General features: G+C 68.9%; 27 protein-coding genes. 3 read left to right on the forward strand and 24 right to left on the reverse strand.

Annotated features, from left to right (window positions below):
• Nucleotides 1-210: 210 nt before the first annotated feature.
• Together ACWDRR_RS32810 and ACWDRR_RS32815 are read right to left on the reverse strand one after the other, a co-directional pair.
• Nucleotides 211-585 carry a hypothetical protein gene (locus tag ACWDRR_RS32810; protein ID WP_449775903.1) on the reverse strand — a complete coding sequence of 125 codons (375 nt, stop codon included), beginning with the start codon at nucleotides 583-585 and terminating at the stop codon, nucleotides 211-213.
• Nucleotides 582-1,235, reverse strand: a complete 654-nt coding sequence (locus tag ACWDRR_RS32815; protein WP_449775904.1) for an ATP-binding protein — start codon at nucleotides 1,233-1,235, stop codon at nucleotides 582-584. The genes ACWDRR_RS32810 and ACWDRR_RS32815 overlap by 4 nt, the downstream gene beginning before the upstream one ends.
• 212 nt (nucleotides 1,236-1,447) lie before the next feature.
• Between ACWDRR_RS32815 and ACWDRR_RS32820 the strand changes: the two genes are divergently transcribed.
• Nucleotides 1,448-2,293, forward strand: coding sequence for a Scr1 family TA system antitoxin-like transcriptional regulator (locus tag ACWDRR_RS32820; protein ID WP_449775905.1), 846 nt, complete (start codon nucleotides 1,448-1,450; stop codon nucleotides 2,291-2,293).
• Between the two features lie 89 nt (nucleotides 2,294-2,382).
• A complete protein-coding gene (locus tag ACWDRR_RS32825; protein ID WP_449775906.1) occupies nucleotides 2,383-2,751 on the forward strand; it encodes a hypothetical protein in 369 nt (122 codons plus the stop codon).
• A gap of 556 nt (nucleotides 2,752-3,307) precedes the next feature.
• On the opposite strand, the gene ACWDRR_RS32830 is transcribed toward ACWDRR_RS32825, so the two are convergent.
• From ACWDRR_RS32830 to ACWDRR_RS32920, 19 genes are all read right to left on the reverse strand, one after another.
• On the reverse strand, nucleotides 3,308-3,814 hold the full coding sequence (locus ACWDRR_RS32830) for a hypothetical protein (RefSeq protein ID WP_449775907.1): 507 nt from the start codon (nucleotides 3,812-3,814) through the stop codon (nucleotides 3,308-3,310).
• Nucleotides 3,811-5,256: a type IV secretory system conjugative DNA transfer family protein gene (locus ACWDRR_RS32835; protein ID WP_449775908.1), complete on the reverse strand. Its 1,446-nt coding sequence runs from the start codon at nucleotides 5,254-5,256 to the stop codon at nucleotides 3,811-3,813. The genes ACWDRR_RS32830 and ACWDRR_RS32835 overlap by 4 nt, the downstream gene beginning before the upstream one ends.
• A 29-nt stretch (nucleotides 5,257-5,285) precedes the next feature.
• Complete coding sequence (locus ACWDRR_RS32840) at nucleotides 5,286-5,537, reverse strand: hypothetical protein (RefSeq protein WP_449775909.1); 252 nt, start codon at nucleotides 5,535-5,537, stop codon at nucleotides 5,286-5,288.
• 8 nt (nucleotides 5,538-5,545) lie between these two features.
• Nucleotides 5,546-5,866: a DUF6238 family protein gene (locus ACWDRR_RS32845; RefSeq protein ID WP_449775910.1), complete on the reverse strand. Its 321-nt coding sequence runs from the start codon at nucleotides 5,864-5,866 to the stop codon at nucleotides 5,546-5,548.
• A 62-nt stretch (nucleotides 5,867-5,928) separates the two neighbouring features.
• Nucleotides 5,929-7,365 (reverse strand): ATP/GTP-binding protein, encoded by a 1,437-nt coding sequence (locus tag ACWDRR_RS32850; protein WP_449775911.1) that lies wholly within the window; start codon nucleotides 7,363-7,365, stop codon nucleotides 5,929-5,931.
• Nucleotides 7,362-8,888, reverse strand: coding sequence for an SCO6880 family protein (locus ACWDRR_RS32855; protein WP_449775912.1), 1,527 nt, complete (start codon nucleotides 8,886-8,888; stop codon nucleotides 7,362-7,364). The genes ACWDRR_RS32850 and ACWDRR_RS32855 overlap by 4 nt, the downstream gene beginning before the upstream one ends.
• Before the next feature lie 3 nt (nucleotides 8,889-8,891).
• Nucleotides 8,892-10,913 carry a hypothetical protein gene (locus ACWDRR_RS32860; RefSeq protein ID WP_449775913.1) on the reverse strand — a complete coding sequence of 674 codons (2,022 nt, stop codon included), beginning with the start codon at nucleotides 10,911-10,913 and terminating at the stop codon, nucleotides 8,892-8,894.
• Nucleotides 10,894-12,087 carry a hypothetical protein gene (locus ACWDRR_RS32865; protein WP_449775914.1) on the reverse strand — a complete coding sequence of 398 codons (1,194 nt, stop codon included), beginning with the start codon at nucleotides 12,085-12,087 and terminating at the stop codon, nucleotides 10,894-10,896. The genes ACWDRR_RS32860 and ACWDRR_RS32865 overlap by 20 nt, the downstream gene beginning before the upstream one ends.
• Before the next feature lie 120 nt (nucleotides 12,088-12,207).
• Nucleotides 12,208-12,546, reverse strand: a complete 339-nt coding sequence (locus tag ACWDRR_RS32870) for a hypothetical protein (RefSeq protein WP_051741238.1) — start codon at nucleotides 12,544-12,546, stop codon at nucleotides 12,208-12,210.
• 49 nt (nucleotides 12,547-12,595) lie between these two features.
• Nucleotides 12,596-13,573 carry a C40 family peptidase gene (locus tag ACWDRR_RS32875; RefSeq protein ID WP_449775915.1) on the reverse strand — a complete coding sequence of 326 codons (978 nt, stop codon included), beginning with the start codon at nucleotides 13,571-13,573 and terminating at the stop codon, nucleotides 12,596-12,598.
• A gap of 10 nt (nucleotides 13,574-13,583) precedes the next feature.
• The gene (locus ACWDRR_RS32880; protein ID WP_449775916.1) at nucleotides 13,584-14,186 is read right to left on the reverse strand and encodes a hypothetical protein; all 603 of its coding nucleotides are present in this window, start codon (nucleotides 14,184-14,186) and stop codon (nucleotides 13,584-13,586) included.
• Between the two features lie 475 nt (nucleotides 14,187-14,661).
• The gene (locus ACWDRR_RS32885; protein ID WP_449775917.1) at nucleotides 14,662-15,225 is read right to left on the reverse strand and encodes a hypothetical protein; all 564 of its coding nucleotides are present in this window, start codon (nucleotides 15,223-15,225) and stop codon (nucleotides 14,662-14,664) included.
• Between the two features lie 80 nt (nucleotides 15,226-15,305).
• Nucleotides 15,306-16,505, reverse strand: a complete 1,200-nt coding sequence (locus ACWDRR_RS32890; protein WP_449775918.1) for a DUF2637 domain-containing protein — start codon at nucleotides 16,503-16,505, stop codon at nucleotides 15,306-15,308.
• Between the two features lie 23 nt (nucleotides 16,506-16,528).
• The gene (locus ACWDRR_RS32895) at nucleotides 16,529-17,239 is read right to left on the reverse strand and encodes a DUF6195 family protein (protein ID WP_449775919.1); all 711 of its coding nucleotides are present in this window, start codon (nucleotides 17,237-17,239) and stop codon (nucleotides 16,529-16,531) included.
• Nucleotides 17,240-17,301: 62 nt separating this feature from the next.
• The gene (locus ACWDRR_RS32900) at nucleotides 17,302-18,027 is read right to left on the reverse strand and encodes an ATP-binding protein (protein ID WP_449775920.1); all 726 of its coding nucleotides are present in this window, start codon (nucleotides 18,025-18,027) and stop codon (nucleotides 17,302-17,304) included.
• A 2-nt stretch (nucleotides 18,028-18,029) separates the two neighbouring features.
• Complete coding sequence (locus tag ACWDRR_RS32905; protein ID WP_449775921.1) at nucleotides 18,030-18,326, reverse strand: hypothetical protein; 297 nt, start codon at nucleotides 18,324-18,326, stop codon at nucleotides 18,030-18,032.
• A gap of 560 nt (nucleotides 18,327-18,886) precedes the next feature.
• Nucleotides 18,887-19,249, reverse strand: coding sequence for a hypothetical protein (locus tag ACWDRR_RS32910; RefSeq protein WP_449775922.1), 363 nt, complete (start codon nucleotides 19,247-19,249; stop codon nucleotides 18,887-18,889).
• Nucleotides 19,250-19,307: 58 nt separating this feature from the next.
• Complete coding sequence (locus ACWDRR_RS32915; protein WP_449775923.1) at nucleotides 19,308-19,895, reverse strand: WhiB family transcriptional regulator; 588 nt, start codon at nucleotides 19,893-19,895, stop codon at nucleotides 19,308-19,310.
• Nucleotides 19,896-19,995: 100 nt separating this feature from the next.
• A complete protein-coding gene (locus ACWDRR_RS32920; protein ID WP_449775924.1) occupies nucleotides 19,996-20,196 on the reverse strand; it encodes a hypothetical protein in 201 nt (66 codons plus the stop codon).
• 624 nt (nucleotides 20,197-20,820) lie between these two features.
• Here ACWDRR_RS32920 and ACWDRR_RS32925 point away from each other — a divergent pair.
• Nucleotides 20,821-21,696 (forward strand): helix-turn-helix domain-containing protein, encoded by an 876-nt coding sequence (locus ACWDRR_RS32925; protein ID WP_449775925.1) that lies wholly within the window; start codon nucleotides 20,821-20,823, stop codon nucleotides 21,694-21,696.
• 183 nt (nucleotides 21,697-21,879) lie between these two features.
• Here ACWDRR_RS32925 and ACWDRR_RS32930 read toward each other — a convergent pair whose 3' ends face one another.
• From ACWDRR_RS32930 to ACWDRR_RS32940, 3 genes are all read right to left on the reverse strand, one after another.
• Entirely contained in the window at nucleotides 21,880-22,506 is a 627-nt protein-coding gene (locus ACWDRR_RS32930) for an HAD-IA family hydrolase (protein ID WP_449775926.1), read from the reverse strand.
• A gap of 281 nt (nucleotides 22,507-22,787) precedes the next feature.
• Entirely contained in the window at nucleotides 22,788-24,023 is a 1,236-nt protein-coding gene (locus ACWDRR_RS32935) for an MAB_1171c family putative transporter (protein WP_449775927.1), read from the reverse strand.
• A 140-nt stretch (nucleotides 24,024-24,163) separates the two neighbouring features.
• Nucleotides 24,164-24,682, reverse strand: coding sequence for a hypothetical protein (locus ACWDRR_RS32940; protein WP_449775928.1), 519 nt, complete (start codon nucleotides 24,680-24,682; stop codon nucleotides 24,164-24,166).
• Nucleotides 24,683-24,826: the final 144 nt, after the last annotated feature.

Below are 24,826 nucleotides of genomic sequence, written 5' to 3' on the forward strand. Positions count from 1 at the left end.
CCTTGGGTGGGTGGAGCGCCCCGGCTGCCCCGCCTCGCTGGCCGGGGACGTCGCTCGGCTGCCCCACCCCGGCCGGGGGTCTCGCCATCCCGCGGGGCCAGCATCAGGTCAAACAGCAGCGGCAGTATGAACCGCCTTCTAGCACTGCCGAGTTCGAGCCCATTCGCCAGAAGGCGACATGCCCAGCGCAGGCACTCCTCAACACTGAGATCAGAGCCGCAGCTCCGAACGGAACACCTCCGGCGCGTCCTCGGTCGACTCCAGCAGCGCCACGAGGGCCATCTGCGCAACCGCGACCAGCGACGCCTGGAACTCCCTGGTGGCGTGCCCCTTGCGCCCCGGGTGCATCTTGCGCAGTTTCAGCATGTTGAGCGCCACGTTGCCCATGTCCTCCTGGAGGTAGAGCAGCAGGAGGTTGATGAGGTCCGGCGCGTCGTTCGAGTAGTTCTTCAACTTCGCGTGCTGATCGCGGATGTGGGACCAGAGCTGATCGGTGGTCAACTCGACCTTCGGAGCAGGCGGAACGGCTTCCTTGCTCACCGCTTCGCGCGCGTCGAGCGGAGCCTCTTCTTGTCCGGTGCTCATCGAACCCCCTCCTTGATGCGCTGCTCGCCGGAAAGCAGAGCGGCCGGGCTGGCGGGCAGCCCCCAGCCGGGCCTCTCCACGCTGCGCATGATCTTTAAGGCGGCCATTCCCTGGGTGATGGGTTGGCCATCGACGGTGATCTCTGCGCCGATCTGCTCACCGAGACGGAGCATCAGGCGCTTGAGGTGCTGCGGGTCCATAAGGTCAAGCAGGCGCGTCGCCGCGTCCAACGCCTCGTCCGGGGAGGGCTTGACGTTGCCGATCGCGATCGAGACGCAGACCACCTTCCCGCCGGGGATGGGGGAGATCTCGAACGACTCGGACAGCGCCTTCGCCAACCCGATTCCTCGGCCGCTCTCGTCCTCCGGGCCGGCCTCCCGGGGTGCGGGAGGCACGGAGCTGGTGTCCGCGACCTCGATGCGGACCAAGCCCCGTGCGGGCGTGAACAGGGTTACGCGTACGGGCCGCTTGGTGTGCCGGACGCCGTTGGTGACGAGTTCACTGACGACGAGTTCGGCGGTGTCTGTCTCCACCTCGAAGCACCGGTAGGCGTTCTTGACGAACTGGCGAGCCTCGGGGACGGACAGGTCTAACGCTGGGAACTGGCTAGTCGCGAACACGTGAGGGTGTTTGTCTTCCAAGGCCAGCACGACTGCCTCCAACGCGAGGGGGTGCAGCTGTCGGGGTGCACGACATGATCACCAACGGTGGGGCGATGACCGCGCTGCGTGGCGCTATCGAGTGTGGACCCGGTCACAGTACGTGCGCAACCCCAATGGGTAACCCAATGGGTCTATCTTCGAATCTTGCAACGCGTCCGTCGGCGCAGGAGACTGACGGTCAGCCAGGAAGGAGGAACCGAGTGGCTGCACACTTCTCACCGATCGCGGCCGGAGCCCTGGGTGTTGAGCTGGGAGCCCTCCGCGACACACGCCTGCTGCGGGAGGTGGCCAAGGGGACCGGGCTCGATGCCAGCGACATCAGCAAGTTCGAGAACGGCGTCAAGCTCATCCCAGAGCGATCCCTTGAGCGCATGCTCGACTTCTACGACGTTCAGGGGGAGCGCCGCCAAGGCTTGCTGAACCTGCGGGAGAGTGCGGCCAAGGTCCACTGGTGGGCGTCTTTCCGCGAGATCCTTGATCATCAGATGGTCGGAGAGATCGAGGTCGAGGCCAAGGCGGCTCTCCTGGAGGAGATCGACGACGACTGCTTCGGCTACCTGCTCCAGCATCCGAGCGCCCGCGAAGAGAACGCCAAGTACTACTGGAAGCAGCCAAGCCCCGATGAGGCGGAACTCTGGCTTGAGGTCCACCGTCGCCGGCAGCAGCGGCTTTTCGATAGCCCGCCGTTGCAAGTGCACTCACTTGTCCACGAGTCGGCGTTCGAACGCTCGACCGACCCAAATGTCATGGTTCCGCAGCTGACCCTCCTCAGGGACCTGACTGCTAAAGGCCATGTCGTCCTGCATGTCATCCCCAAGTCGGCGGGTGCAGCAGGCAGGGTATTCTTCCGAGTCAAGCGGTACAGCTTCGACGAGGAAGACGCGCCAACGTATGTGTTCTCCGAGGCACTTACCGCGGGGACCGTGCAAGAGTCGGAGCGCGAAGAGATCCGCTTCAAGCGAGCCTGGGCTCGCCTGTCTGAGCTCGCGCTCTCGCCCGAAGAGTCCAACGATCTCCTGCACCGACGTCTGAAAGACTGGCTGTGACGATGTCCCACGACCCCTACGCCCATGATGGCACCGAGAGCATCACGGCCCGGGTGAAGTCGTTCGCTTCCAACGGAAACACTGGATGCTTGACGATCAAGCGGTTCAGTGACGGCTGTGTGGAACTCGGCGATGACAAGCCCGGACACGAGAACGACCAGATCCGCCTGATCCCGCACACGTGGTCGGCTGTCCACCGCGCCTTCGAGACGAAGGAGCCGCCGTTCGCCGAGTTCTACGACGCCGGCACTGCTGCGGGCGCCGCGCTCAACCTGACGATCAAGCGGCTGCCGGACGGCGGAGTGGAACTCGGGGACAGCACCGAGGGCCGCGAGGACGACAAGATCGTCCTTAACCAGGACGAGTGGTCCGCTGTGTACCGCGCTTGGGAGAACGGCCAGCCGGAGTTCGCTGAGTCCTACGACCCCGAGCACACCGAAGGCACGGCAGCCCTGTAAATCCCGCGCGCTGCCACTGTCACAGTGCGCGGAACACGGCGTCGCCCCCGCACCGTTCGACTTCGGTGCGGAGGCGAACCTCGCCGGCCTAGTGGAGAGTGGCGTGCCCTCCGTCGGCTGCCGAAGCCCTAGATCGGCGGTGCAGACGGCATTGCTGGCGAGTCTGCGGTAGCCGCGTGGCTGTCTGCGGCATATCGGCGCCTTGCAGTCTCGGTTGGAGCAGTCTGGGTCCTTGCGTCTGGCCGAGGCCCAGAGGTATCCGGAGCCACGGCTCTCGTGAGCACCTGCTCCGCGCGGTCCAGGGTCAGCCTCATGATGCCGTAGGGTCCCGCCGCGTATCCCGCCAGGTACCCGTGCAGGTGCAGCTGCTCGACTGCCTGAACCCCGGCGTCAGCATCCGGTGTGTCGGCAGGCGGGACCAGAGCATGCAGTTCCTCCTGCCACTCCCACCCGAGATCGCGGAGCACAGTTCGGGCCTCTTCTTGCTCCCAGCCGCTTCGAGCCACCAGGCCGTGACGCGGGTCGGCGCCGAAGACTATGTGCGGGTACGGCATGATCATTCGGAGCCTCCGGCAGTAGAGATGGCTGCCCGGTCAGTTGGGACAGCGGCAGGGTCTTCGCCCCAGGCGGCGAGCTGGAATCGTGCGGGTCGGTCGTCGTGCCGTCCAAGGCGGCAGTCGTCGCCAGCCTTGCCGAGGGCCTTGTTCATCCGGCTGAGGAACCGGTCGTACTGCTCGTGCCAGACGACGGTCGAGCCGGCGTCGGCGTAGGCGTCGTCCCGGGCGAAGGCCAAGGCGGCGATCTCGTACCCGAGACCCTCGTGCTTCTTCCAGCAGGGCGGGATCGCGTCCTGCGGCTGCCAGGCGTACGCCTCGTTCAGCCAGCGGCACACCGCGTCCAGCCACGCGGGCATCGGCTCGATCAGCTCGGCAGACAGGGCGCCGAGGTCCCACGGCGGGGGGCCGTCGACCACGGACTCCTCCGCGCTTCGCTCCGCGATGTACTCCAGGATCAGCGCGGGCGGCTCGGGGAAGGGCTTGAACTGCGCGAGTGGGTTCGTCACGCGGCGGCTCCCCGCGCGGCCCAGGCGGCGGCGTGAGCTGCGGCCTGCTTCTTCTTCGCTGCGGACCGTCGGCGGCGCTCCGTCTCGTTCGCTGCACGCAGCTGGTGGACGTGCGCTTCGATCTCCGGCCAGGAGTCCCAGGTCCACATGCCGTCGAGGCGGGTGATCACGGGAGGCAGGTTGTCGGCGAGCACGAGCGCGTGGCCTTCCGGCAGCGACCTGATCTCGTCGCTCCGCAGCACCGGTTCCAGCGCCATGTGGGTGGCGGTCGAGTGGCTCCCTCGGTCGCCGCCGCTGGTGGTCTTCGTGGTGCGCTCGCGTTCGACCTGACCGCACAGGTCGGACAAGTCCTTGAGGAATCCGGGGTCCTTCGCCCCGCCGAAGACGACGACGTTGTTGGTGAAGCTCGCCAACTCGTTCGCGGTGTCCTCGCCGAACCGGGCGCGGGCCGACGCCCAGCCCTGGAGGCCGATGATCACGGTGATGCCCCGGCCGCGGCCGTCGGCGACGCGCTGCCGCAGGCTGGGGATGGGAGCGATGTTCGGCGCTTCGTCCAGCGCGCCGAGGAGGGGCGGGTCGAGTCGGCCGGCGGGCGAGGCAGCGGCGTGAGCTTCGGCGATGTCGAGCAGGTCTTCCGTGATCGCGGTGGTCAGCGGGGCAACGCTGTTCACTTCGCTGTCCTTGCCGAGCAGGTAGACGGTGCCGCCCGCGTCGAGGAGCTCGGTGAAGTCAGTAGGGTCCTCCTTGCCGTCTCCCAGCAGGGCCCGGAGGACCGACTCGTGCATGAGGGGAGCGAGGGCCGCGTCCAGGGTCGAGGCGGTGTTGCCGACGGTCCGGCTGTCGCCGGTGGTGGCCGTTCGGAGCATGTCCGCCCAGCCGGGTCCGGCGCCGGGGTGGGCGTCGAGGATGCCGACCGGCGCGGGATCGGTCAGCTTGCGCGCCCACTTCAACACCCACTCCAGGCCCGCCCCGTCCAGGGCGGCGGCGTGGAGGTAGGCCGCGAGGATCTTGGCCGCCTGGCCCTTGTAGAAGGCCGCGCCCTCGCTGGACTGCGCGGCTGCCCCCGGGGTGCGCGAGCCGGCGACGAACGCCTTGGCCCTCATCATCGCGGTCTCTGTCTCGGCGGCGCCCGTGATCGGCGTCCACCGGAACTTCGGCAAGGACGGGGCGATGTCCTGCGGGTCGAAGACCAGGACCGGACGGTCGTCGGTGCGCCGGGCGTCGAGGGTCAGTTCGACCAGGTCCGCCTTCGTGGAGGTCGCGAGGACCGGCCCGGGCCACCGGCGGATGGTCGGGGCGAAGAAGCGCAGGGTCTTCCCCGAGCCCATCGGGCCGATGACCCGGCACGCCTTGTCGGCGCGGGACCAGAGATCCACGCCCTTCGGGCGCTGGGAGGTCCCCAGCGAGTAGCCGAAGTCGGAGGGGGTGAGGGGGTGTTGCATGGCGTGCTCCGAACGAGTGGGGAGGTGGGTCAGCGGGAGGCGGATCGCTTCTTCGCGAGGGGCACCGCTGTGCGGCGCTGACGGGCGTCACCGCTGGTGAGGGAGGGCCGGATCTCCGTGGCCTTGAGGACGGCTGCGGCCGACAACTGCCGCTTGAGCAGGCCCTTGTCCGCGAACCCGGCGTTCCTGGCTCCCCGCTTCATCAGCAGCCAGACGGTGGCCATGGCCACCGCGCACACGGCGGCGACGGCGTACAGCGCCACGGAGATCCCACTGGGCATGACGTCCACTACGCGGCCCTCTGTCCGGCCCGGGCGGCGAGGTAGCGCATACGCCGGCCGCAGAGCTGGGAGACCGCCGCATCAGGCCCGGCACACCGCGGAGGAGCCGTGTGGAACGCGCCGTGGAGGTCCTCGGCCGCGCGCCAGAGGTGGCTGACGGCGGCCCGGACGCGACCTCCGGCCGCGGAGTAGTCCCCGTGGTCGAGGACGGTGGCCAGTGCCTTCGTGCGCCGGGCGAGTTCGAGGGCGTCGGCGTGCAGCTGGTCGATTTCCCCGCGGACCGCGTGGTGGTCGACCGGGAGCGCGGTCCCGGCGGTGGTGATGGTCATGGAGCGCGTCCGTTCCGGGTCTGCCTGGACGGGGCCGACGGCGAGGAGGTGGCGGGAGCCGTTCACGCCGCCTCCGGGTAACTGGTGGAGACGTCGGTCATCGAGCCGGAGGAGAAGCACAGGTGCTGCTCCGCCACCACCAGCAGGTGCTGAACTGCGGGATAGATCACCTCTCCCACCACCCACAGCGCGATTCCTCGACGCAGACGCACGATGTGGTCCGCCGTCCAGGAGGGAAGCCCCAGTCTGGCCACGGTGGCTTCCGCTTCGGCCTTTTTCATCGAGTAAATGACCACGGTATCGGCCATTTTCAGCGCTGCCTGCGTCTCCGGGGAGTCATCAATATCTGACAGGTGGTGGACGATGAAAATGCACGACAATCCCAGACCGCGTGCAAATTTCAGGAACTTTTCGAGTAGGGCGGCCAGCTGAGGGGTGCCGAGAATGTGCCATGCTTCCTCAGCGATAAGAATGCGCTTGCGCTGGGTGTAGCGGCGGCAGCCGGTCGCCGGGTTCGGACCCACCTCCCAAGCGCCGGAGTCCGCGTCGACCACGACGCGCTCGTGCTGGCTCGGCTCCGCCCCGCACTCGCACAGCGGTCGCAGCCAGACCTCTTCGAGGAACACGCTGATGACGGCGACCAGGATCGTCATGGCGACGCCGCCGGACGGGACCTTGGTGAGGTCGAAGACGACCATGTCGCTGTCGAGGCCCACCCCGAGGCTGGTCGGCCCGTCGAGCATGCCGACGAGGTCCCCCGTGGAGTCCTGCTCGCTTCCGCACAGCCGGTCGAGGACGTAGGACGCTTCGAGTCCGTCGCCGAGGAGTTCGTCCCGGGTCCGCTGCTTGGCGACGGCGTCGGATTCCTCGGGTGCCCGCAGCGCGGCGGCGACGTCCGCCAGCAGCGGCGTGCGCCCGAGAGCCTCCGCCCGCTGGTGGGCCCGGCGGATCGCGATCCGCAAGGCGGAGCCGGCGAACTCGTCCAGGGTCTTGCCCAGGCCAAGTTCAACGATCGTCCTGACCAGCTCGGTCTGCCTCTTGCCCGAGATGGCGGGGTCCATCGGGTTGATGCAGGAGGCACCGGGCCCGCCGCCCGGGGCGAACTTCACCGGGGCCTTTCCGGTGAGCGAACGGCCGAGTGCCGCCCATTCGCCCTCTTCCCTTTCCTTCTGCTCCTTGGTGTCCAGAACCACGACCTTCCGGCCGAGACGAATTTGCCGCGCGGCATAGGTCTTGGTGAGGGCGCTCTTTCCCCTTCCAGTGTCCCCCATCACGATCATGTTGCCGCCGGGCAATCCGTCGCCGAAGGCCACGAAAGGGCAGTAGATGAATGCCTTTCCGGAATACAACTCGCGGCCGATGATCGCGCCTGCACTGCCCAGGGTCGGCGGGGCCACCGGCAGGTACAGGGCCTGGCTGGTGGTCGTCTCGGTGTAGAGCGGGCGGCGCACGGTCTGGTGCATCGGCGACAGCGGGGCGAGGGTCAGCAGGTCATTCACTTGATGCCTCCGGCGAGGGGCAGGGTGTTCGCGAAGGCACGGGCGTGTTCGAGGTCGAGCCACTCGATCCGCAGGTTCGAGTTGCGGGCACGGCTCGCGGTCGTGCGCTTGGTGCGCTCCAGCTCCTCGATGCTGCGGGCGGAGATGGTGATGTAGCCGACGACCGCGGAGCCGGCCGCGCCGGAGGCGGCCAGGGCCATGCCCCGGGAGCCGGTGGCGCTCGCGGCGATCTGGTCGCGGGGGTCGATGTTCCTGCCCCGCTGACGGTCGCGGTGCATCTCCGCCTGGTTGTTCGTGTCCTCCGCCAACATGCGTTCCACCGCCTTGTCGTTCGGCTCCAGCTGCTGCGTGATGGAGAAGGTGCGGATCACGTCGGGCATCCCGATCAGCAGGGGAGACAGGAAGCCGGGGCCGACGGGCGTGGTGGGCCAGCTGGCGACGTAGGCCGTGGCGTGGAACCAGCTCTCGGTGCTTCCCGCCGCGCGGGTGGCCACGTGGTTGCCCTGGCGGACGTCGACGTTGCGCGGGAAGGCGTGAGGCTGGTCGAGGTCGGTGTCCCAGATGGCGTGGTCAGGGTCGAAGCTGTTGCGGATCAAGGCCGTCATCCGGCCCTCGTCCAGCGGGGCGACCACCGAGAGGTCGGCGTCCTCGGCGCGGGACCACAGCTCGTCCAGGTAGATGGCCATCGCAGCGGCGATCCCGTCGTCACCGGCTCCCCGGGCGGAGCCCTCGGCCGCCAGGTCACGGGTGAACTTCGCGTGGATGGTGATGTAGTACCGGTGTTCCTCGGCGCTGGTCGACACCGCGTTGGCCAGCTCGTTGTACGAGTCCTTGAGCCACTGCGGGGCGTTGGCCGTTGCCGCGGACTGGTCGCGCTGCGCGATGAACCGCTGGTGGGCGTACGGGTCGGACTTCATCTGCCGGGCGAGGACCTGAATCCGCTTCACCGGGTGTTCCTCGACGTTGCCGAACGCATCGAGCAGCTCCCCCCAGCGCTCCAGCGCGACGACCTGTTCCCCGACGTCCTTGCCTCCCAGGCCGGGGGAGCTGACCTCCAGCGTGGCGGTGACGCAGCCGGCCTCCGGCTGGAGGACGACGACGGCCTGCTGCCCGCGGACCGTCACCGGTACCCAGGTCATGCCCGCGATGCCTTCGGGCTCCGTCAACGCGGCGTCCGGAGGCGTGCCGTCACGGCGCACGCCCGCCTCGACGGCAGGCGACACCCAGACACCGCCGGTACGGCGGAGCGCCTTGCGGTGGTAGCGGTTGATCCGCCACCAGCGGTAGAGGGACCGCCGCTGTGAGGTGCCCTTCGGCCGGTACGGGGCGTAGACGATCACCAGGGCGATCAGGATCGGCACCACGAGGCCCGTCGCCGCGAGGGCGGTAGCGCCGCTGAACGCGAAGCCGAGCAGGAGGCCGGTCACGGCACCGCTGCCGAGAACGACCTGCTCGCCGAGGTCGCGGCGGCCAACCAGGCCCGTGGGGCGGTGCTTTCCGAACTGGTACGTACGAGTCGACATGGGTCATCGGTCCTTGCTGGGGTCCGGCCGGCCGGGTGCCTGTCCGCCAGTCGGCCGCGAAGGTGGCGCGGTCGGGACGGAGGGTCCGGGGGCCGGGGTGGTTCGTTGAACGGGGGAAGGGGAGGAGTGCGGTGCCGGGCGGGGCGTCGGTGCCGTCGGGGGCACGGGTGCCGGGGCAGGTGCCGCCGGGGACGGAGCCTGCGGCCGTGCGGCGACCGGAGCCGGGGAGGCTCCGGCGAAGCTGTCCCAGTTGAGCGCCATCCGGGACTGCGGCGCCGAAGGCTGGGCAGGGGTCGCTCCGACGATGGGTCCGGAACTCGTGCCCTGCGGGCGGGCGTTGGCCGGAGTGCCGGAGGCTGCCTCGCCGCCGGGCGGGGCAACGGCCGGTCCGACGACCGGTCCGGAACTCGTGCCCTGCGAGCCGGCGGTGGCCGGTGCCCCGGAGGCTGCGTTGCCACCCGGCGAGGCCGGGGCCGGGCTGGAGGTTGCCCCCGCCGGACGGGCAGCGGCCGGAGCGCCGGAAGCGGCATGGTTGCTGGCTGCGGACCAGTCCGGGGTCGAGCCGACGACCGGACCGGACGTCGGGCCCTCCGGGCTGGCGATGGCCGGAGCGTCGGAAGCGGCGTGGCCGCTGGCCGCGGACCAGTCCGGGGCCGAGCCGACGACCGCACCGGAGGAGGTGCCTGCCGGGGCGCTCGGGGCTCCGGTGTGGCCGCTCGTCTCGGAGTGGCCCTGGGTCTGGTCGGAGCCGAGGCCGCCGTTGGCGGCGTCCGCACCCTGCGCGCCGGGGGAACTGGCGGCCTTGTTCTTGGCCATGTCGAGTCCGGCCTTGGCCACGGCCGCCCCGACGGCGACGGGCCCGCCCGCAGCGGCGGTACCGCCGCCCATCTTGGCTCCGGCCGCCTTGGCGCCAGCGGACTTCCCGCCGCCGCCCACCAGGGAGTCCTGCACCCGTGAGTTGATCGCCCGGTTCGCGTGCTGCCCGGGGCCGTCGATCGCGGCGGCCGGGCCGGAGGACTGGGCCGCCTTCCGGTCGTGGTGGAGCTGTGCCATGTGGTCGCCGAACTCCGGCAGCCACTTGTACAGCGTGGCCGACGCGAACACCGCGAGCAGGAGGATCAGCGCGCCGACCAGCGTCTTGGAGACCGCGTCGGACATGGAACCCGTGGTGTCGCTCAGGACGGCGCCGCCCAGGCCCAGCAGGGCGAAGAGGACCGGCTTGGACAAGCCGATGGCGAAGATCGCACCGAACCACTTCTTGCTCTTGCCCCACAGGTCACGATCGACCAGACCGGCGTTCACGATGGGCCCGAGGGCGACTGCCACGTAGATCGCGGCGCTGCGGATCAGCAGCTCGATCCACATCAGCAGCGCGCCGGCCATCATGATCAGGTTGACCACCAGCAGCTGCCCCACGCCCTCGCTCGGGTTGGCCGCCATCACCGTGAGGATGTTCTCCAGGAACGGTTTGAAGTTCTCCGTCGCGTAGGGCTCGAAGACCGCCGTGACCTCGTCGATGGCCTTGAGCAGCAGCGCGAGGGCCCCCGGCGTCAGCGCGTTGACGGTGAACTGGAGGAGAAGGAAGCCGATCGCCTCCGACACGGCGGTGGTGATGCTGACCCCGCGGACCGCCCGCTTGGCCACGGCGACGAACCACAGCGCCACGGTGAGCAGGCAGCTGGCCGCGAAAATGATCGCGTACTGCTTCAGGAAGCCGGGCGACGTGAGGTCGATCTTGGTGGTGGCCTGGATCAGCTCCAGCATCTTGCGCAGGAACCAGATGTTGGCCTCCGTCAGCTTCTGCAGCAGGAAGCCGAGTGGGTCCTTGACGAAGTCGATCGCAGCCTTGGCCTCGCACACCATCGGGATGTAGCAGAACGGGTTCGCCACCGCGGACGGGATGAAGAGGAACCCAAGGACGACGTTGACCACGGCGATGGTCCGGAGCCTGCGCCCCCAGCGGCTCGGCGCGGTCCGTTCGACCCGCAGCAGACCCGGGGCGTCATCACGCAGTCGCAGGCGCATTGCCGACACCCCCCACCTCGGAGAAGCTGTCAGCCGAGTCCGCCTGCTGCATCGCGGGCGGCGACGGCACGAGCGGCGCGGACGGAGCGACCGAGGTCGTCTTCCACGTGCCGTCGGCCCAGGTGAGGTCCACGGTCATCCGCAGGAAGGCGACCTGCGGGCGGCGGGTCTCCTCCCCGCCCGCGATCCCGCCCGCCGACGCAGTCCAGAGCTCGATGCTCGCGGCCTGGCCGGAGGAGGAGATCGTGCGGGTCGCCAGGGCGGCCGTCCGGGTGATCAGCTCGCTGCCGTCCGCCGACTTGCCGTTGGTGCCGACCCCGCGGTTCTCCGTGACGAGGCGGGCCGTCGCGTCCGAGTCGGACGTGACCGACTTGAGCACGCTCGGTGCTGCCGTGGCGGCCAGCATCCGGTGCCGCCACTGATCATCGGTGAAGAACCGCGTGTCGCCGAAGAGCATGACGGCGCTGACCGCAGCGGCACGGGCCCCCTGCTCGTTCTGCTCGTAGGGCGCGGGGAGGCCGTCCGGCCGGGCCGCACCGGTCACGACCGGATCGACCGCAGCGGCCGGCACGTAGCCGGAGAAGTCGGCGGCGACGTTGGACGCCTGCCGCGCGTCGATCGGCGCGACGAGCCCAGCGGTGCTCGAACTGTCCTTGAGCTTCCAGTCGTTGGCCTCCCAGACCAGGGTGACCGTCACCGACCGGTACCCCGCCACCGGGGTCGCGTGCCCGGCCGCACTGCCGCGGACCGTGGTGGTCCACAGTCGGATCATGGCCCCCTGGTCGTCGTAGCCCAGGACACGGGCGGAGAGGACGCCGGTACGGGCGATGGCCTGATCAGCGGAGACCTCCGGGTTGTCGCCCCGGAGGGAGGCGACCGACTCGGCGGCGGCCAGGTCGGCCTTCTTGCCGGCTGCGTCGGCGGCGTCCCGGGCGGACATGGCCGCCACGGCGCGGTGCCGACGCTCGCTGTTGGTGAGGAAGGCGGTGCTGCCGCTGACCACGGTGTAGTTGGCCGCCGCTGCCTTCGCGCCGTCCTGCGTGTGCGGGTAGCCGACGGGGACACCGTCGACCGCCCGGGCGCGCTCCACGTTCCCCTGCGGGGCCGCGTGCGCGGGCGAGGGCGCCGAGGGGGCGGGCGTGGACGGCGAGCCGGTGGCGAAGCTGACGATCACTCCGGCCAGGGTGACGACCGCGACCCCGCCTGCGGCGATACCGGAGAGCTTGGCGGCAGGCCGGGGTGGTCCGGCCGACCGTGAAGAATCGTTTCTCCTACGGAGTCGAGAGGCCATGGGTCACACGCCCATGCCGTAGGTGATGCCGAAGATGGTGCCGAAGCTGGCCACCAGGAAGACCACGGTCAGGCCGCCGACCATCAGCCCCTTGCCGCGGCTGCTCTCCATGGTGCTGTGGCCTTCGCCGAACCACCCCTTCGACTTGCCGACGCCGGCGAGGAACGCGCCTGCGCCGATGACGAGGGTGACGGCGGCGATGACGCCGAGGATGACCTTCGCCGTGCCGCCCAGCTTCCCGAAGGGGCCCCAGTCCGGGGTGACGCCGGAGACGACGTCGGCACCTGCGGCGAGGGTGGTGTGCAGGGAGGGATCGGCAGCGGCAGACAGGAGGTTGTACATGTTCAGGCCCTTTGGTGAGTGTGGGATGAAATGAGAGTGTTTGTGGCGATTAGCCGACGTGCCGCATGGCGATGATCTGAGGCGTCCAGACACTGAGCGGCTGGATGCGGACCTGAGCGCCCGTGTGCGGGGCGTCGATCACCTCGTTGTTGCCGATGTACATGCCGACGTGCTCGGGGCCGGAGTCCCCGGGGACGCTGAACAGCAAGTCGCCCGGGGCCAGTTGGGAGATGCTGGCGACGGCGGTACCGGCCCTGACCTGGTCGTAGGTCACCCTCGGCAAATTCACCCCTGCCGAGGCCCAGGCCATCTTGGTGAGCGACGAGCAGTCGCAGCCGCTCCCGCCGGTGTACGGCGACTCGCAGGGGCCGCCCCACAGGTACCAAGTCCCCAGCGCCGTCTTCGCGGCGGAGATCGCGCGGGCGGCTCCCTCGCCGGCCGGGAGGTTCGGCTGGACGGCGTCCGCCCACTTGGCCGCCAGGTCGCGGATGCTGCGGACGTAGTTCCGGGTTTCCTCGTACGGCGGGATGCCGCCGTACTTGATCACGGCCCCGCCGCCCGCGTTGTAGGCCGCGAGCATGTTCTCCGTGGAGTCTCCCGGCACGTCCTTGACTTCCTTGGCCAGGGTGCAGTCGTACTTGGCCTGCGCCGCGATGGCGTCGGCGGGGTTGCGGATGTCCTTGATCCCGTCGCCGTCGCCGTCCTGGCCGTGCTCGGCCCAGGTGCCGGGCATGAACTGCGCGATCCCGAGGGCGCCGACCGGCGACACCGCGTCGGGGTTGAAGTTCGACTCGGTGTAGAGCTGGGCCGCCAGCAGGCTGGCCGTCACCTGCGGGCACAGCCCTGCGTGCTTGTTGATGAGGTCCCGGACCCAGCCGGGGACGGGTGCGTCCGTCGAGATGCCGCCGCCCGGGCCGGCCTCCTTGGCGGAGGCGCTGTCGGCCCCGCCGAACGTGGTCAGCAGGGCGATGCCGGTGACCACCGTGGCGGAGGCGAGGCCCAGGCCGAACTTCGAGCCCGTGTTCATCGCGGCCTCGTCACGCCCAGGGCAGGGCGGTGACCCGCCAGCCCTGGGAGACGTGCTCAAGGCGCAGGGCGAGCTGCTCAGCGCTCCGCCGCGCGGGCCCGGAAGCCGGGGCGGTGGTGAGGGTGTAGTTCACCCGGACCAGGGCGACGGCTCGGGTCGGCGCCGGTGCGCCGTCGGGAACCTTGGTCGAGGTGATCTCGACGGTCTGCCGGGCCTGCTCGGCGCGGAGCGCGGCCCAGGCCGCTTCCTGGCCGGGGCGCTTCTGGCTGAGGATGGCCACCAGGTCGCCGGATGCGATCTGGGAGGCGCGGGCCCCGGCATCGGCGAACGAGCTGTCCTTGCCGTCGCGGGCGTCGTGCTCGGCGTAGGCGGTGGTGAACGCCCGTGCGGCCTGGTCGACGTCCGCCGGCAAGGTGGCGCTCGGCGGTGCCGCCGGGTCTTCTGCGGACCGGACCGAGGTCGCCACCGCGGAGCCCGCCGAGACGGTGTTCGGCTGCGCGGCCGAGGGGCGGGAAGCGTCGGGCCCGCTGGAGCAGCCGGTCGACAGTGCGGCCAGCGTGCCGGCGATGCCCATGGCGGCGGATATGCGTATGAAACGGGTGGATCGGGGCATGGGGAATCCGCAATCTCGGTGCAAGGGGGATTTCGAGAGATTGGGTGTTGCGGCCCCAGGGGGAGAGGGCCGCAACACCCCTTCGCAGGGGAGGGGGATTTCCTCTGCGGGCTTTATCGGCGGGTCATCGCCGTAGAATTCACGGGCGAGGGGGCAGTCCTGTGCCGTCCTCTGTCCGCTGAGTGCTCACTGGCCTTGTCGACAGACCTTCGTCCAGGTCGGATGCCGATTCCAGTACCCGTCAACCCGTGGCATAGTTCAGGGGAGGGGCGCGAAAGCAGTCGCTCATATCAAGGCCATCAGCCCCTCTCGGGAAAAGGGGAGCCCGTTGGCCGGGCTCCGGCGGGCCGATAATCGCCTTGTGGCGTTGGCCGTGCCTAAATCCTCACAGAGGTCTGCGGACAACTCGAATCAGCAAAAAAGCCGGAACCTAATTCCAGGAATTAGGTTCCGGCTTCGTGGTGGAGAGGCTGTTTCAGCCGGCCTGGCGAAGGTGCTCGATCGCCACCCCGAGCCAGGGGGCGGCGGGCCCGCCGATCAGCAGCGGAGCGCACACGCTGTACGAGAGCACGAGCTCCCCGGGGCCTGCCGTGAGGCCGGTGAGGAGGCAGTGGTCGAAGGGCATCCAGGTCGAGGAGCCGACCGGCCTGAGCCGAACTCCGGTGGAGGTCAGGACGAGGCGGGCCGGGGTGTGGTCGCGCCACTGCTGTTCGGCGGCGGCCTCGGCCTCCTGCTGCCGCCGGGCGTCGAGCGGGTTGGGCACCCACTGCTGGCCGAACGTCGGGTGGTTCTCGTAGTACCCCCCGGTCGACCGCGGATACACGACGTCGGTCCCGTAGAACCGGGCGGCCCAGCACGACACGTCCGCAAGGGCGGTCTCGCCCACGGCCAGCGGTACGCCCGCTGCCTCGACCGGCACCAGCCGGCCGCCGGTCCGGAGATGGGCCGCGAGTGCGGACGCTGCCTGCTCGCTTTCGGCGCGGATGGCCTCTTCGGTGCGGGCGGTCTCCTCGGCGCGGTTCTGCCGACGTCGCCACATGGCCTTTCCTTCCTGGTCAACGGGGCTGGCGGTCGCTGCGGCGGAGACCGCAGCGACCGCGCGGCGCCAATGAGATGAGATCACCAAAGAGCGCTGGAGGCACCGGCGGGGGCGGCCGTGCGCTGGTCCACCTGGTCCTTCAACCGGGCCAGGAGGACCCCCATCCGATCGTTGCTGATCGGCTGGTGTGCGCGGACGGCCTCCTTGATCGCGTCACGGCTGATCCTGCCGCTCTCCTGGTAGGCGGCCATCGCCACCGGCAGCAGTTCCTCAAGCCACTCGTCGTCGTCGGTCTCCCGGTCCTGCGGGGGTTCGGCCTCGTCCGGGACGGACGGCTCCTCGCCGTCCGCGTGGTCGCGGACCGGCTCCGGAACCGGGGCCTCAGCAGCGGCCGGGGACGGCAGCGACTCCCCGTCCTGCGGGGGTTCGGCGTCGTCCGGGACGGACGGCTCGCCGCCGTCCGCGCGGTCGCGGACCGGCTCCGGAACCGGGACCTCAGCAGCAGCGGGAGCGGGGGCCAGCGCCTCGCCGTCCGCGACACCGGCGGGCCGCTCGTCCGCCAGGACCTCACCCTCGTCCGCCGGGTCCGCCGCTGCGGACGGGTGCACACCCGGGTCGTCCGCAGCCGCTGCGCGGCCGTGCCCGCTTCCAGACTTCCGCAGGTCAACGACCGTGGGGACAGCAGCGGGCGGCGCGGACGGGACGGCCGTCACCGGGGCCGTCGGCCCAGTCTCCGCCGTGTGGGACTCCGGCTTCTCGGTGACGCTCGCAGGCGGCTGGACGGCTTCGCGGACTGGTCCGGGACCGCCGTCCGCGCCGTCCCGGACGGCCAACTCGGCGGTCCGCGTCATCAGGATGTACAGGTGGACCGAGCCCGCCAGGGCCAACGGCGCGAGCATCGACAGCACCCCGACGACGGTGTCCGTGAGGTGCAGCGCGGACTGCGCGGACTGCGGACCGCGGTTCAGCGTGATGGCGTGCAGCGCGTTCGCTCCCAGGCTCGCCGCCGTGGCCGCGAGGAACAGGAACCAGGTGTAGAGGCGGGACAGGTACGGCTGGTGGCGGAGGAGGATGATCGCCCTGACCCCGTATGCAATGAACCCGTCTACGAACAGCGGGAACAGGTAGCTCAACGGCTCCCGCGCGTGGATCGCCACCGCGATCTGCCGCAGCGCGTCGTAGCTGAACGCGAAGCCGGCCGCGCCGAGCAGGACGATCGCCGTCCGGTCCCAGGCCGTCATGCTCCGCAGCGGGACCGCGGACTGGGAGTTGCTGGTCACCGGGTCTATGTAGGTGTGGGACATCAGCGGTTGCCCCCGTTGCTCGGGTTGATGAGCGGCCAGACGGGGGTCTGGGAGAGCAGCCGTCCGAGCTGTTCGAGGGAGGTCACCTCGTGCACGTGCTGGCTGGGGCAGCTCATGCACGACACCCGCAGCGTGATGGACTCCGTGCCGCCCTGGTCGGAGAAGTACAGCTCCAGGTGCTGGCCGCCGACGGTGTCGAGCGAGGTGAACGCCTGGAGGTGCTCTTCGAAGGACAGCAGACCCAGCGTCTGCCACTCCAGCGTGGCCGCCTCAGCGCCGAGGAGCTGGTGGGCGTACCGGGCCGCAGCCTCGACGGACCGGGGGCCCCAGGTGCGGAAGGCGTCTTCCCGAGCGGCGGTCCGCCGCTTCTCGCCGGCCGTGAGCTGTTCGGCCGCGCAGACCATGATCGGGTGGAGCATCGGAGGGCCTTCCTTGGAGTTGCTGGTGGAGATGGTGTTGCCGCCGCCGGGGGCGTTGGCGAGACGGAGCAGGACGTCCGCGTGGCACGGCACGTCGAGGGGGCAGGTGCACATGAGATCGAGGTCACGGAGCTCGCGGGCGAACTCGTCGGCGTAGAAGCGGCCCACCGGGCCCCGGAGGGTGGCGGCGAACAGGTCCACCGCCTCCGCCGCGTCCATCGGCGTCCCGGCCGGTGAAGGGCGGCGGTCCCCGGCCGTGAACGGGTTCGCGTACGGGCTGAGGGGCCCCACGTATGCACAGGCTGTGGACAGGGCTGCGGCGTCCGGCGCCGCTCCGCGCAGGCGAACGGGCATCAGGCCGCCCTCCCGCCGCGCCGACGGTCCGCGCCGATCATCGGGACGAGGCTGGTCACCATCTCAGCCAGTCGGCTCGCCACCCGGGCCCCGACGAAGTCGGTCAGGTCCGGCCCGCTCTCGTCCCTGGCGGGCAGGTTGGACGTGATGACGGTCGGGAGGCAGTGGTTGTACCGGTAGTTGAAGAGCCGGTACGTCACCTCCTCCACCCATTCCGAAGCCTTCGCCGTGCCGAGGTCGTCCAGCAGCAGGTACTGCACTTCGCTGAGCCGTCGCAGCTCACGCTCGGCAGCGCCCATGACCTGCGAGGGCCGGAGCCTGCCGTACATGTCTGCGGAGTTCACGCAGAGCACCTCGAACCGGTCCGGGCCGCCGGCGGCGATCCTCCGCAGTGCCCCGTACGCCTCGTGCGTCTTGCCCGTGCCGGTCTGGCCGGTCAGGAGCAGGGCACCGGCGGCGGCGTTGTCGGCCAGCGCGCGATCGGCCCAGGCCGCGACCGCCGGGAGGGTGGCCTCCGCGTCGCGGTACCGGGGCGGCGTCGCGGCGCTCCAGCGGCTCAGCGCGTACTCGGCGCGGGCCCGGTGGTGCCACTGCCGGTCACCCGGGTTCGCCTCTGACGAGTCGTCGTTGATCTCTTCCGGCACGACCGGCAGCCCTCTCGCTGCGAGTATCCGCTCCATGGCCCGCAGGGATGCGGCGCTGCCCGCGCGCTCTGGGTGGGCCATGATCAAAATCCGTTCCGGTAGGCGCTGGGCTGGGCGGTGTCCTGGTACGGAACCCAGCTCCCGGGCTGCCGCCGCAGCGGGACGACGTTGGTCTGCGCGGCCGGTTCCGGGGCCTGGTCCGGCAGATCCGCCCAGATGCGGAGCAGGTAGCGGGCGGACAGCGGCGGGCGGTCGGCGTTCCAGCGCCGGGCGACCATCTCGACCAGGCGCTCCTGCCCCCAGCGGGCCGAGAGAGCTGTTACCCGGTCCCACTCCGCTTCGGTCAGCCGCCAGCCGACGACCATCCCGGCCCCGGTCATCGCCGCCACCAGCTCCTTGGAGCCCTCCGGGACCTCGACCGAGTCCTGTCCGGCCGGAACTTCCCGGAGGTTTGAATCAGGAAAGCTAGCTTGCTTTTTGGTGGTGGTAATACTCCCGTAGGGAGTATTACCACCACGCGCACGCGAGGAAGAAACTTCCGGATCTCCAAGAAGAGACTTCCGGCTTGAGGAAGCCAAAGGGGATTTCCCGGAATCCCCTTCCGGGAACCTGCTTCCTGATTGCGGCACACCGGGGCCCGAAGTGGGAAGTACCGTCCCTGCGTGCGCCTTAGCGCTGCCGGCCTGGCCGAGGAGGATCGAGTAGCTGCTGGGATTGAACGCTCCGCCGCCGCGCTCCCGGCTGATTTCCCCGAGCGATGCGAGGTCACCGAGGCACGTCGTGATCGAGCGGACTGTGAGCCCGGTCAGCCGCGATATATCCTCCAGGGTCAAGGTTGCCCGGCACTGATCGTCCGCCTCCCGGGCGAGAGCGAGCAGGACGAGCCGCGACCCCCGGCGCGACTCGGACTCCGACCAGACCAGGTCCGTGGCTATCTCGCTCATGCGCCGTTCCCTTCGAATATCGCTATGCGCCGCGCCGGTACGAGGCCGAAGGACTGGTCGTCGTCCGGGATGTACCCGTTCTGGTGCGCTTCCGGGGTGAGATAAAGCTCCCCGGTCGGAAGGTAGAAATCGTGGGCGAGTCGCCAGTCCGCGACACCGTCGAAAGCCCGGCGGACCAGCCGTTCCACGCGTTGTTCCACCTTGCGGTCGAGGAACGTGCGATAGAAATCCGGTTCGAACAGGTAGGTAGCGGCCCGTCGCGGCGGGAAGATCCGGACGAGAACCGCAGTGGGCGCAATCTCGCCGATTGCATCCCCGAGGCTTGTCCGCGTCGGGGCTGTAAGGTCGTTCTGAGGCATGAGGAGGCTCCAGGGCTGCAAGGAATTCCCTGCGGGAAGAATCGTTTCCTCGCCGCCGTCAGGCAGCGTCAATGCTTCGAACCGGCGGCGCGGCCAGTTCGGTCCTTTGCTTCTGCCGATGAACCCGGGCCAGCTTCAACAGGTACTCGTGTGTGATCCCGAGCCCCCTCGCCACGGCGGCGGCGTCCATCGTGGAGTCCGCCGCGAACCGGGCGATCACCTCCGCGCGCTCAGCCTTGCTCAACGCTGCGGTAGAGCCCCGCAGGGCTCGCCGCACCGCGCCCTTGTCCATGCGCTGCTGCCAACTGGCACGCAGAGCGGAGCGCTCCGAGGCGATCATGCCCCCGCGAATCCCGAATTCCTCGTCGTCCCTCAAGGACTCGATAAGGCAACGGGCAGCTGTCGTCAGCGGGCAGGCAGCGCACATATTCAGCGGCCTGACCAGAGAAAGGCCCAGCCGTTCCACTGTCTCCACCGGCTCAGCCTGCGGGCCGTCCCCGAGAGGGAAGAACATGCTGGTATCCCGGCCGGAACACCGGGCATCCTCGGCCCAGTGCTTCCCCCGGGCCTTCCTGGATTCCTCTATGAGGGGGCCCCAATCGCCCCGCAAAGCCGCCTCAGAGAGGTCGGATATTGTGGTTCGCATTTCGCCTCATGGTGCTAGCGGCACACGGGCGCCGTATCCGGCCCGGTGCGAGAAAGTGAATTGAGAGCTGTTGCAGCCCTCGTGAATGGGGAGGCGTGAACTACGCGGCTTCGCTGTCGACCGAGATTTCGGTAACAGGCTTCGCGAAGTTGTAGACGCGCGAATCGCCGGGGAGAGAGAACTCGACGTCGAGGATTTTCCCCAGCGTCTCCCACTTCTCCTGGTCCCAGTCCGGCGAGGCATCGAGCTGTGCGCTCACCCAGGCGTCAATGGAGGCGTCGAGGTCGTCAGCGTCGGCCACGGCCGCCCTCACGCTTCCGGCCGGAGGAACACGGCCGGGTTCGAGGGCCCGGACAAGAGAGGGGGCGTGCACGCGCAGGGCGGCGCGGCTTCTCCTCCGCGCTCAGGCCCGGCTGGCCGGCCTGCGGCCTGGCTGCCGTCCGGAGCGGAGAAGAAGCGGACGCCGCTGATGTCAGCGGCGAGCCGCAGCTGGTTGGGGCCAGCTACTGAGGGAGGGGTTCCCTTCGGCATGGCAAGCATGCGATACTCCATGGTTGCTAGGAACGCGCGCAGCGGCCTCTCGCCAAAGAAGTTCCGTTGCCCGCGCAGTAGTGAACCGGCGCCCCTTCGGGTGCGCCAGCCCGGCGTCCAGGAGTTGGTAGCTCCAGGGCGCCGGTCTCATGTCGCCCTGATTCCTGCCGGGCTCGCTCCTTGCGGCACCGAGTTCCTCCAGTGGACTGTTGCGTAAGCAAGCACGGCAGTGCAGCATGCACGGGAGTCCCGGGAGGCTGGCACCATAGAGGGAGCAGGCCCGACCATCAGGTTCGATACCTAAACTTACATTATTTTCCTAGAAGTATCAACCCTGGACAGCGGGTACCCTGCCGCCGCCCCCGACCTGCCCGATCGCATCTCTGGAGTTCATGTGCCCCCACGTCAGTTCGACGGCAAGCGCGTACGCGCTGTCCGGCGGGGCAAGGACCTCAACCAGGGTGAGCTAGCCGCCGCAGTGGGCGTCACCGCCCCCGCCGTGGCGAAATGGGAGAGCGGCCAGGACTTCCCCAAGGGCGAGAAGCTGCCTGCGATTGCAGAAGCACTCGGCGAGCCCTTGGACGCCCTCTTCCCCCACGACGGCCCCGCGGATCTACAACTCCTGCGATGCGACGCCGGCCTCAGCGTGGCGCAGGCCGCCGCGGTCCTTGGGACCAGCCGCGTGCCGGTGGCCAACGCCGAGTCCGGTCGGCGCCGGCTCGGAGACGACTACGTGTCGCCGCTCGCGGCGGCATACGGGGTGACCGAAGAGGCCCTGCTGGAAGCCCAGGACTGCTCGTTCGGGCTCCGCCCCGGGACCTCGGGTGACGAGCGGGCATCAGCACCCCGCACGGTCGGCGAGAAGATCAACTACCTCCTGGAGCACGGGTACGTGGGCCAGGAGGCGCCCTCAGACGAGGAAATCGTGCGGGTCGTGAACGATCACGCGGGCGAGCCAGTCGTTGCAGTCGAGGACATCGCCGCCCTTCGCGCGGGCCTCACAACCGAGGCGTCCGAGGTGGTGCGCGCCGGCCTGGCCCAGGCGCTCCAGGTCGACGTCTCCCTCTTCCAGGACGATGCCGAGGTAGACCCCGCGGCCCGTGAGTTCCTGGAGGCCGTCCGCTTCCTCGGCTCGATTCAACGGGGACAGATCCTCGGGCTGGCCGCCCGCGGCAACGGCGGGGGCCTGTCCGCCGAGATGATGGCCAAGATCAACGAACTCGTCGGAGAGCTGAAGCACAAGCTGCCAGAGGCCCCGGACGGGGACTGACGCCATCGGCAAGCGGTCCTCGCCGGCCTCGATCTGCGAGGACCGTGTCTGATTCGGACCCTCGACACCACGAGCCGTGTCACGACTGTGCCGACAACAGCGAAGGGACTGCTGCGTCGCCCCCACGGGGGCGACGCAGCAGTCCCTTCGCTGTTCTTGACCTCGGTACTCCGAGGTGCCGGCCTACGCCGCGCTAAGGTCCACGCCGAGCAGGTCGGAGAGGGTGGCCACCGTCTGCTTCGGGTCCTGGTTGTGCACCCCGGCGAGGCCCAGCTGCTCCGCCGCCTTGACGTACGCCTCGGTGTCGTCGACGAAGATGCACTCGGACGCGGGCATGTCCATGAGCTTGAGGGTGACCTCGAAGAGGCCCGGGTCCGGCTTGCGCATCAGGTGCTGCTCGGAGATCACCACGACGTCGTACAGCCGCTCCAGGTCGTAGCCGTCGTACAGGTCCCACGGGGCCAAGCCCACGGAGTTGGACAGGATGCCCACCTTGATCCCGGCCCGCCTCGCGGCGGCAGCCGCGTTGATCAGCAGCGGCTCGGGGCGGAGGTCGCCGAAGATCCGGCCCATCAGGTTGTCGGGGGACACGCCCAGCATCTTGCCGGCGAACTCGTTCCACTCGGTCTGGGAGACCGCTCCGCGCTCCAGGTCGCTGGTGATCCGGACGCCCGTCTCGTCCTTGTACAGGGCAGTGAGGCAGGCGCCCTGCGGCAGGCCCTCGCGCTGCTCGAAGGCCAACACGGCGGGCAGCAGCGGGGTGGTCAGCACGCCGCCGAAGTCGAGGATGAGGCCAGTGCGGTTGGACATGCGGGAACTCCAGTGATTGCTGAGATTTCGGACGCTCGTCAAGACAGGACAGCGTCACGGCCCCGGCTCCGTATGGCGACGACACCATGTGTGCGTCGCAGGCCAGGGTTCACCTGCGGGCGGATCAAGACCTATCTGTCCGCACATCCACGGTACCAAACGAGTTCATGCGGCGGAGGGTGCCAAATATCACTCGCCGACACACTAATCAAGATCACCACGACCCGGCGCCTCTGAGACTGAGGCTGCCCCGGGAATAGCCCGGCGGAACTCATCGCGGACTAAAGGCCCGCTTCGATCCCCACTCTTGCCTCGCCCATGAGGAGCTCATCCGCCTGATCATCGGTGATATCCGAATAGGCCGCGCTGATGCGTGCGAGCCACGCCGCCTCACTGTCGGTATCAACGAAAGGCTTATCCCGCAGAGGGGCAGAAGCGTCCGCGCCCGCAGGTTCGGTGTCAACGGCCCGGAGCGCGGCCTTAATCCAGTACGCCTCTGCGGCCGGCTCGGGATCAGAATGCGAAGCGGTAGCATCCTCGGCAGCGAACATAAGGTCGCGTGGAGCGTAATAGCGCAGCTTCTCGCAAGCGTCGGCAATATCCTGGGTCCACCGGTCGAGGCGAACGTCTATGGGAACGCGCATGTGCACAAGTTCCGTGAAGCGCCCCCCAGGCGGATACAGGCTCGTACCTGGAAACGCCTTCACCAGATCAAACCAGAGCGGGTAGATCCTGGCCAGGGTCCGCCACGTCTTCCACCGGCCGGCTGCCGCGCGGGTGGTTGGGATGCTCGCTCCGGCGGCGACGATCAGGAAAAGCAGGTTCATCCACATTGATTCGGCGTCTACGACAAACTGCACTGTGGAGGGGCTCAGCGGGAAGGCCACCGCGACCCACAGGAGGCCGGGACGGGCCAGCGAATGGACCAGTCCCATCCACATCGAAATCCCCATCAAACGCAGCCCGATACGCATGCTCGTGGTCTCGGCCTGTCGCGCTGCCCGGGTCCACTGATAACCGCACACCGTTGCCGTAACAAGCGGGAAGAAGTAGAAAACGGTCATGTAGACCGCCACTCCCCACTGTCCAGCGTGGTCGATGAGGAAATCCTGGCTCTTCTCTCTGCGGTCCACCACAGTGAAAAACAGAACCGTGAGGAGAGTGACGCCTACGGCCCCCGCCTTGTAGGACGCGCGGGCGATCCAGCGCGTGACCGCTACGTGACGGGGTACCTCTGCCTCCGTGCTCTTCCCGTAGCTGGTGGCGACGTAGGTCAGAGCTGCGATGGTCGCCGCAGTGCTGGCGAAGTGCCTCAGCAGGGCATCCAGGTCCACCACGGGGATTCGATCCGCGACACTCATTACTGCCGGCGTATAGAGCCACAGGGCTACAGCGAATCCCGCGTAGCCTCCCCAGAGTGCCCGGCGGTGAAAGTCACCGTAGCGAACTGCGGGGAATCGCCAGACGACGATCACGGTCATCACTGCCGCGGTCAGGTATTTAAAGTATTCCGACATCTAACCAGTACTGTCTGGACAGGCTGCACTTATCCCGGTCCCGAAGGCCGGCAGGCCGCAGTCTTAATTGCAATTGAGTGGGCTGTCTGCTGAGTTGTGAAGCCGGAGAAAGGGCCTTGATGGTCGCCTTCCAATCGCTTCTAGCGTATGCGCCGGGGTGGAGCCACAGGATGGGCGAGCGAGGACTCCAAGAGGCTGACCATGTCATCACCCGCGACCGACTGACGGCGCGCCAACCGCTTTATCAACGAGGCCGAAATCTCGGCCTGCTTCTCCTCGGGGCTGTCAAAGTCCACACGTCCTTGAACCACGGTCGACGGGAAACGACGAATCACTTCCAGCCGGATACGTTCAGGGACGTACCGCTCGATCTCGGCGCAGGTAAGGGTGGTCCCGTGGTCCAGCCACTCGTGCGCAAGCTCGTGCAGGATGATGTGCTCGGTTTGATTTCGGCTTGAACGGCGGCGATAGAGAATGAGCGTGAACTCCGGCGTTTTAACCCGGAGGCCACATGCCGTGCCCAACCCACCGTCGGGGTCATCCAGAGGCACGAGCCGAATCTGGCGACCCAGCGCCCGCTCCATATTTCGCACCAGCGCCTCAACGCTGAAAGGAGTGGGGATGGGGAGGCCCGTGAGCAGTCTCTCGCATTCCTTCACGAGTGCACGCTGTGAAGGTTCTCCATGCCAGCGCATAATCGCCCCACGCCAACGCCCTCTACGCCAACGCATAATCGCTCCATTGAAATGCTGGTGTTCACCGGCGGCCCCACCCCGATGCTCGTGCGAGGTGCCGTAGTCAGG

Source organism: Kitasatospora sp. NPDC003701, from assembly GCF_053587085.1.

Coding starts and splice junctions, on each gene's coding strand:
- ACWDRR_RS32885 (WP_449775917.1), bottom strand. CDS start 15,225: ATGTGGCGACGTCGGCAGAACCGCGCCGAGGAGACCGCCCGCACCGAA.
- ACWDRR_RS32905 (WP_449775921.1), bottom strand. CDS start 18,326: ATGACCGGGGCCGGGATGGTCGTCGGCTGGCGGCTGACCGAAGCGGAG.
- ACWDRR_RS32870 (WP_051741238.1), bottom strand. CDS start 12,546: ATGTACAACCTCCTGTCTGCCGCTGCCGATCCCTCCCTGCACACCACC.
- ACWDRR_RS32840 (WP_449775909.1), bottom strand. CDS start 5,537: ATGCCCAGTGGGATCTCCGTGGCGCTGTACGCCGTCGCCGCCGTGTGC.
- ACWDRR_RS32855 (WP_449775912.1), bottom strand. CDS start 8,888: ATGTCGACTCGTACGTACCAGTTCGGAAAGCACCGCCCCACGGGCCTG.
- ACWDRR_RS32935 (WP_449775927.1), bottom strand. CDS start 24,023: ATGTCGGAATACTTTAAATACCTGACCGCGGCAGTGATGACCGTGATC.
- ACWDRR_RS32900 (WP_449775920.1), bottom strand. CDS start 18,027: ATGGCCCACCCAGAGCGCGCGGGCAGCGCCGCATCCCTGCGGGCCATG.
- ACWDRR_RS32910 (WP_449775922.1), bottom strand. CDS start 19,249: ATGCCTCAGAACGACCTTACAGCCCCGACGCGGACAAGCCTCGGGGAT.
- ACWDRR_RS32880 (WP_449775916.1), bottom strand. CDS start 14,186: ATGCCCCGATCCACCCGTTTCATACGCATATCCGCCGCCATGGGCATC.
- ACWDRR_RS32930 (WP_449775926.1), bottom strand. CDS start 22,506: ATGTCCAACCGCACTGGCCTCATCCTCGACTTCGGCGGCGTGCTGACC.
- ACWDRR_RS32835 (WP_449775908.1), bottom strand. CDS start 5,256: ATGCAACACCCCCTCACCCCCTCCGACTTCGGCTACTCGCTGGGGACC.
- ACWDRR_RS32860 (WP_449775913.1), bottom strand. CDS start 10,913: ATGCGCCTGCGACTGCGTGATGACGCCCCGGGTCTGCTGCGGGTCGAA.
- ACWDRR_RS32915 (WP_449775923.1), bottom strand. CDS start 19,895: ATGCGAACCACAATATCCGACCTCTCTGAGGCGGCTTTGCGGGGCGAT.
- ACWDRR_RS32810 (WP_449775903.1), bottom strand. CDS start 585: ATGAGCACCGGACAAGAAGAGGCTCCGCTCGACGCGCGCGAAGCGGTG.
- ACWDRR_RS32875 (WP_449775915.1), bottom strand. CDS start 13,573: ATGAACACGGGCTCGAAGTTCGGCCTGGGCCTCGCCTCCGCCACGGTG.
- ACWDRR_RS32845 (WP_449775910.1), bottom strand. CDS start 5,866: ATGACCATCACCACCGCCGGGACCGCGCTCCCGGTCGACCACCACGCG.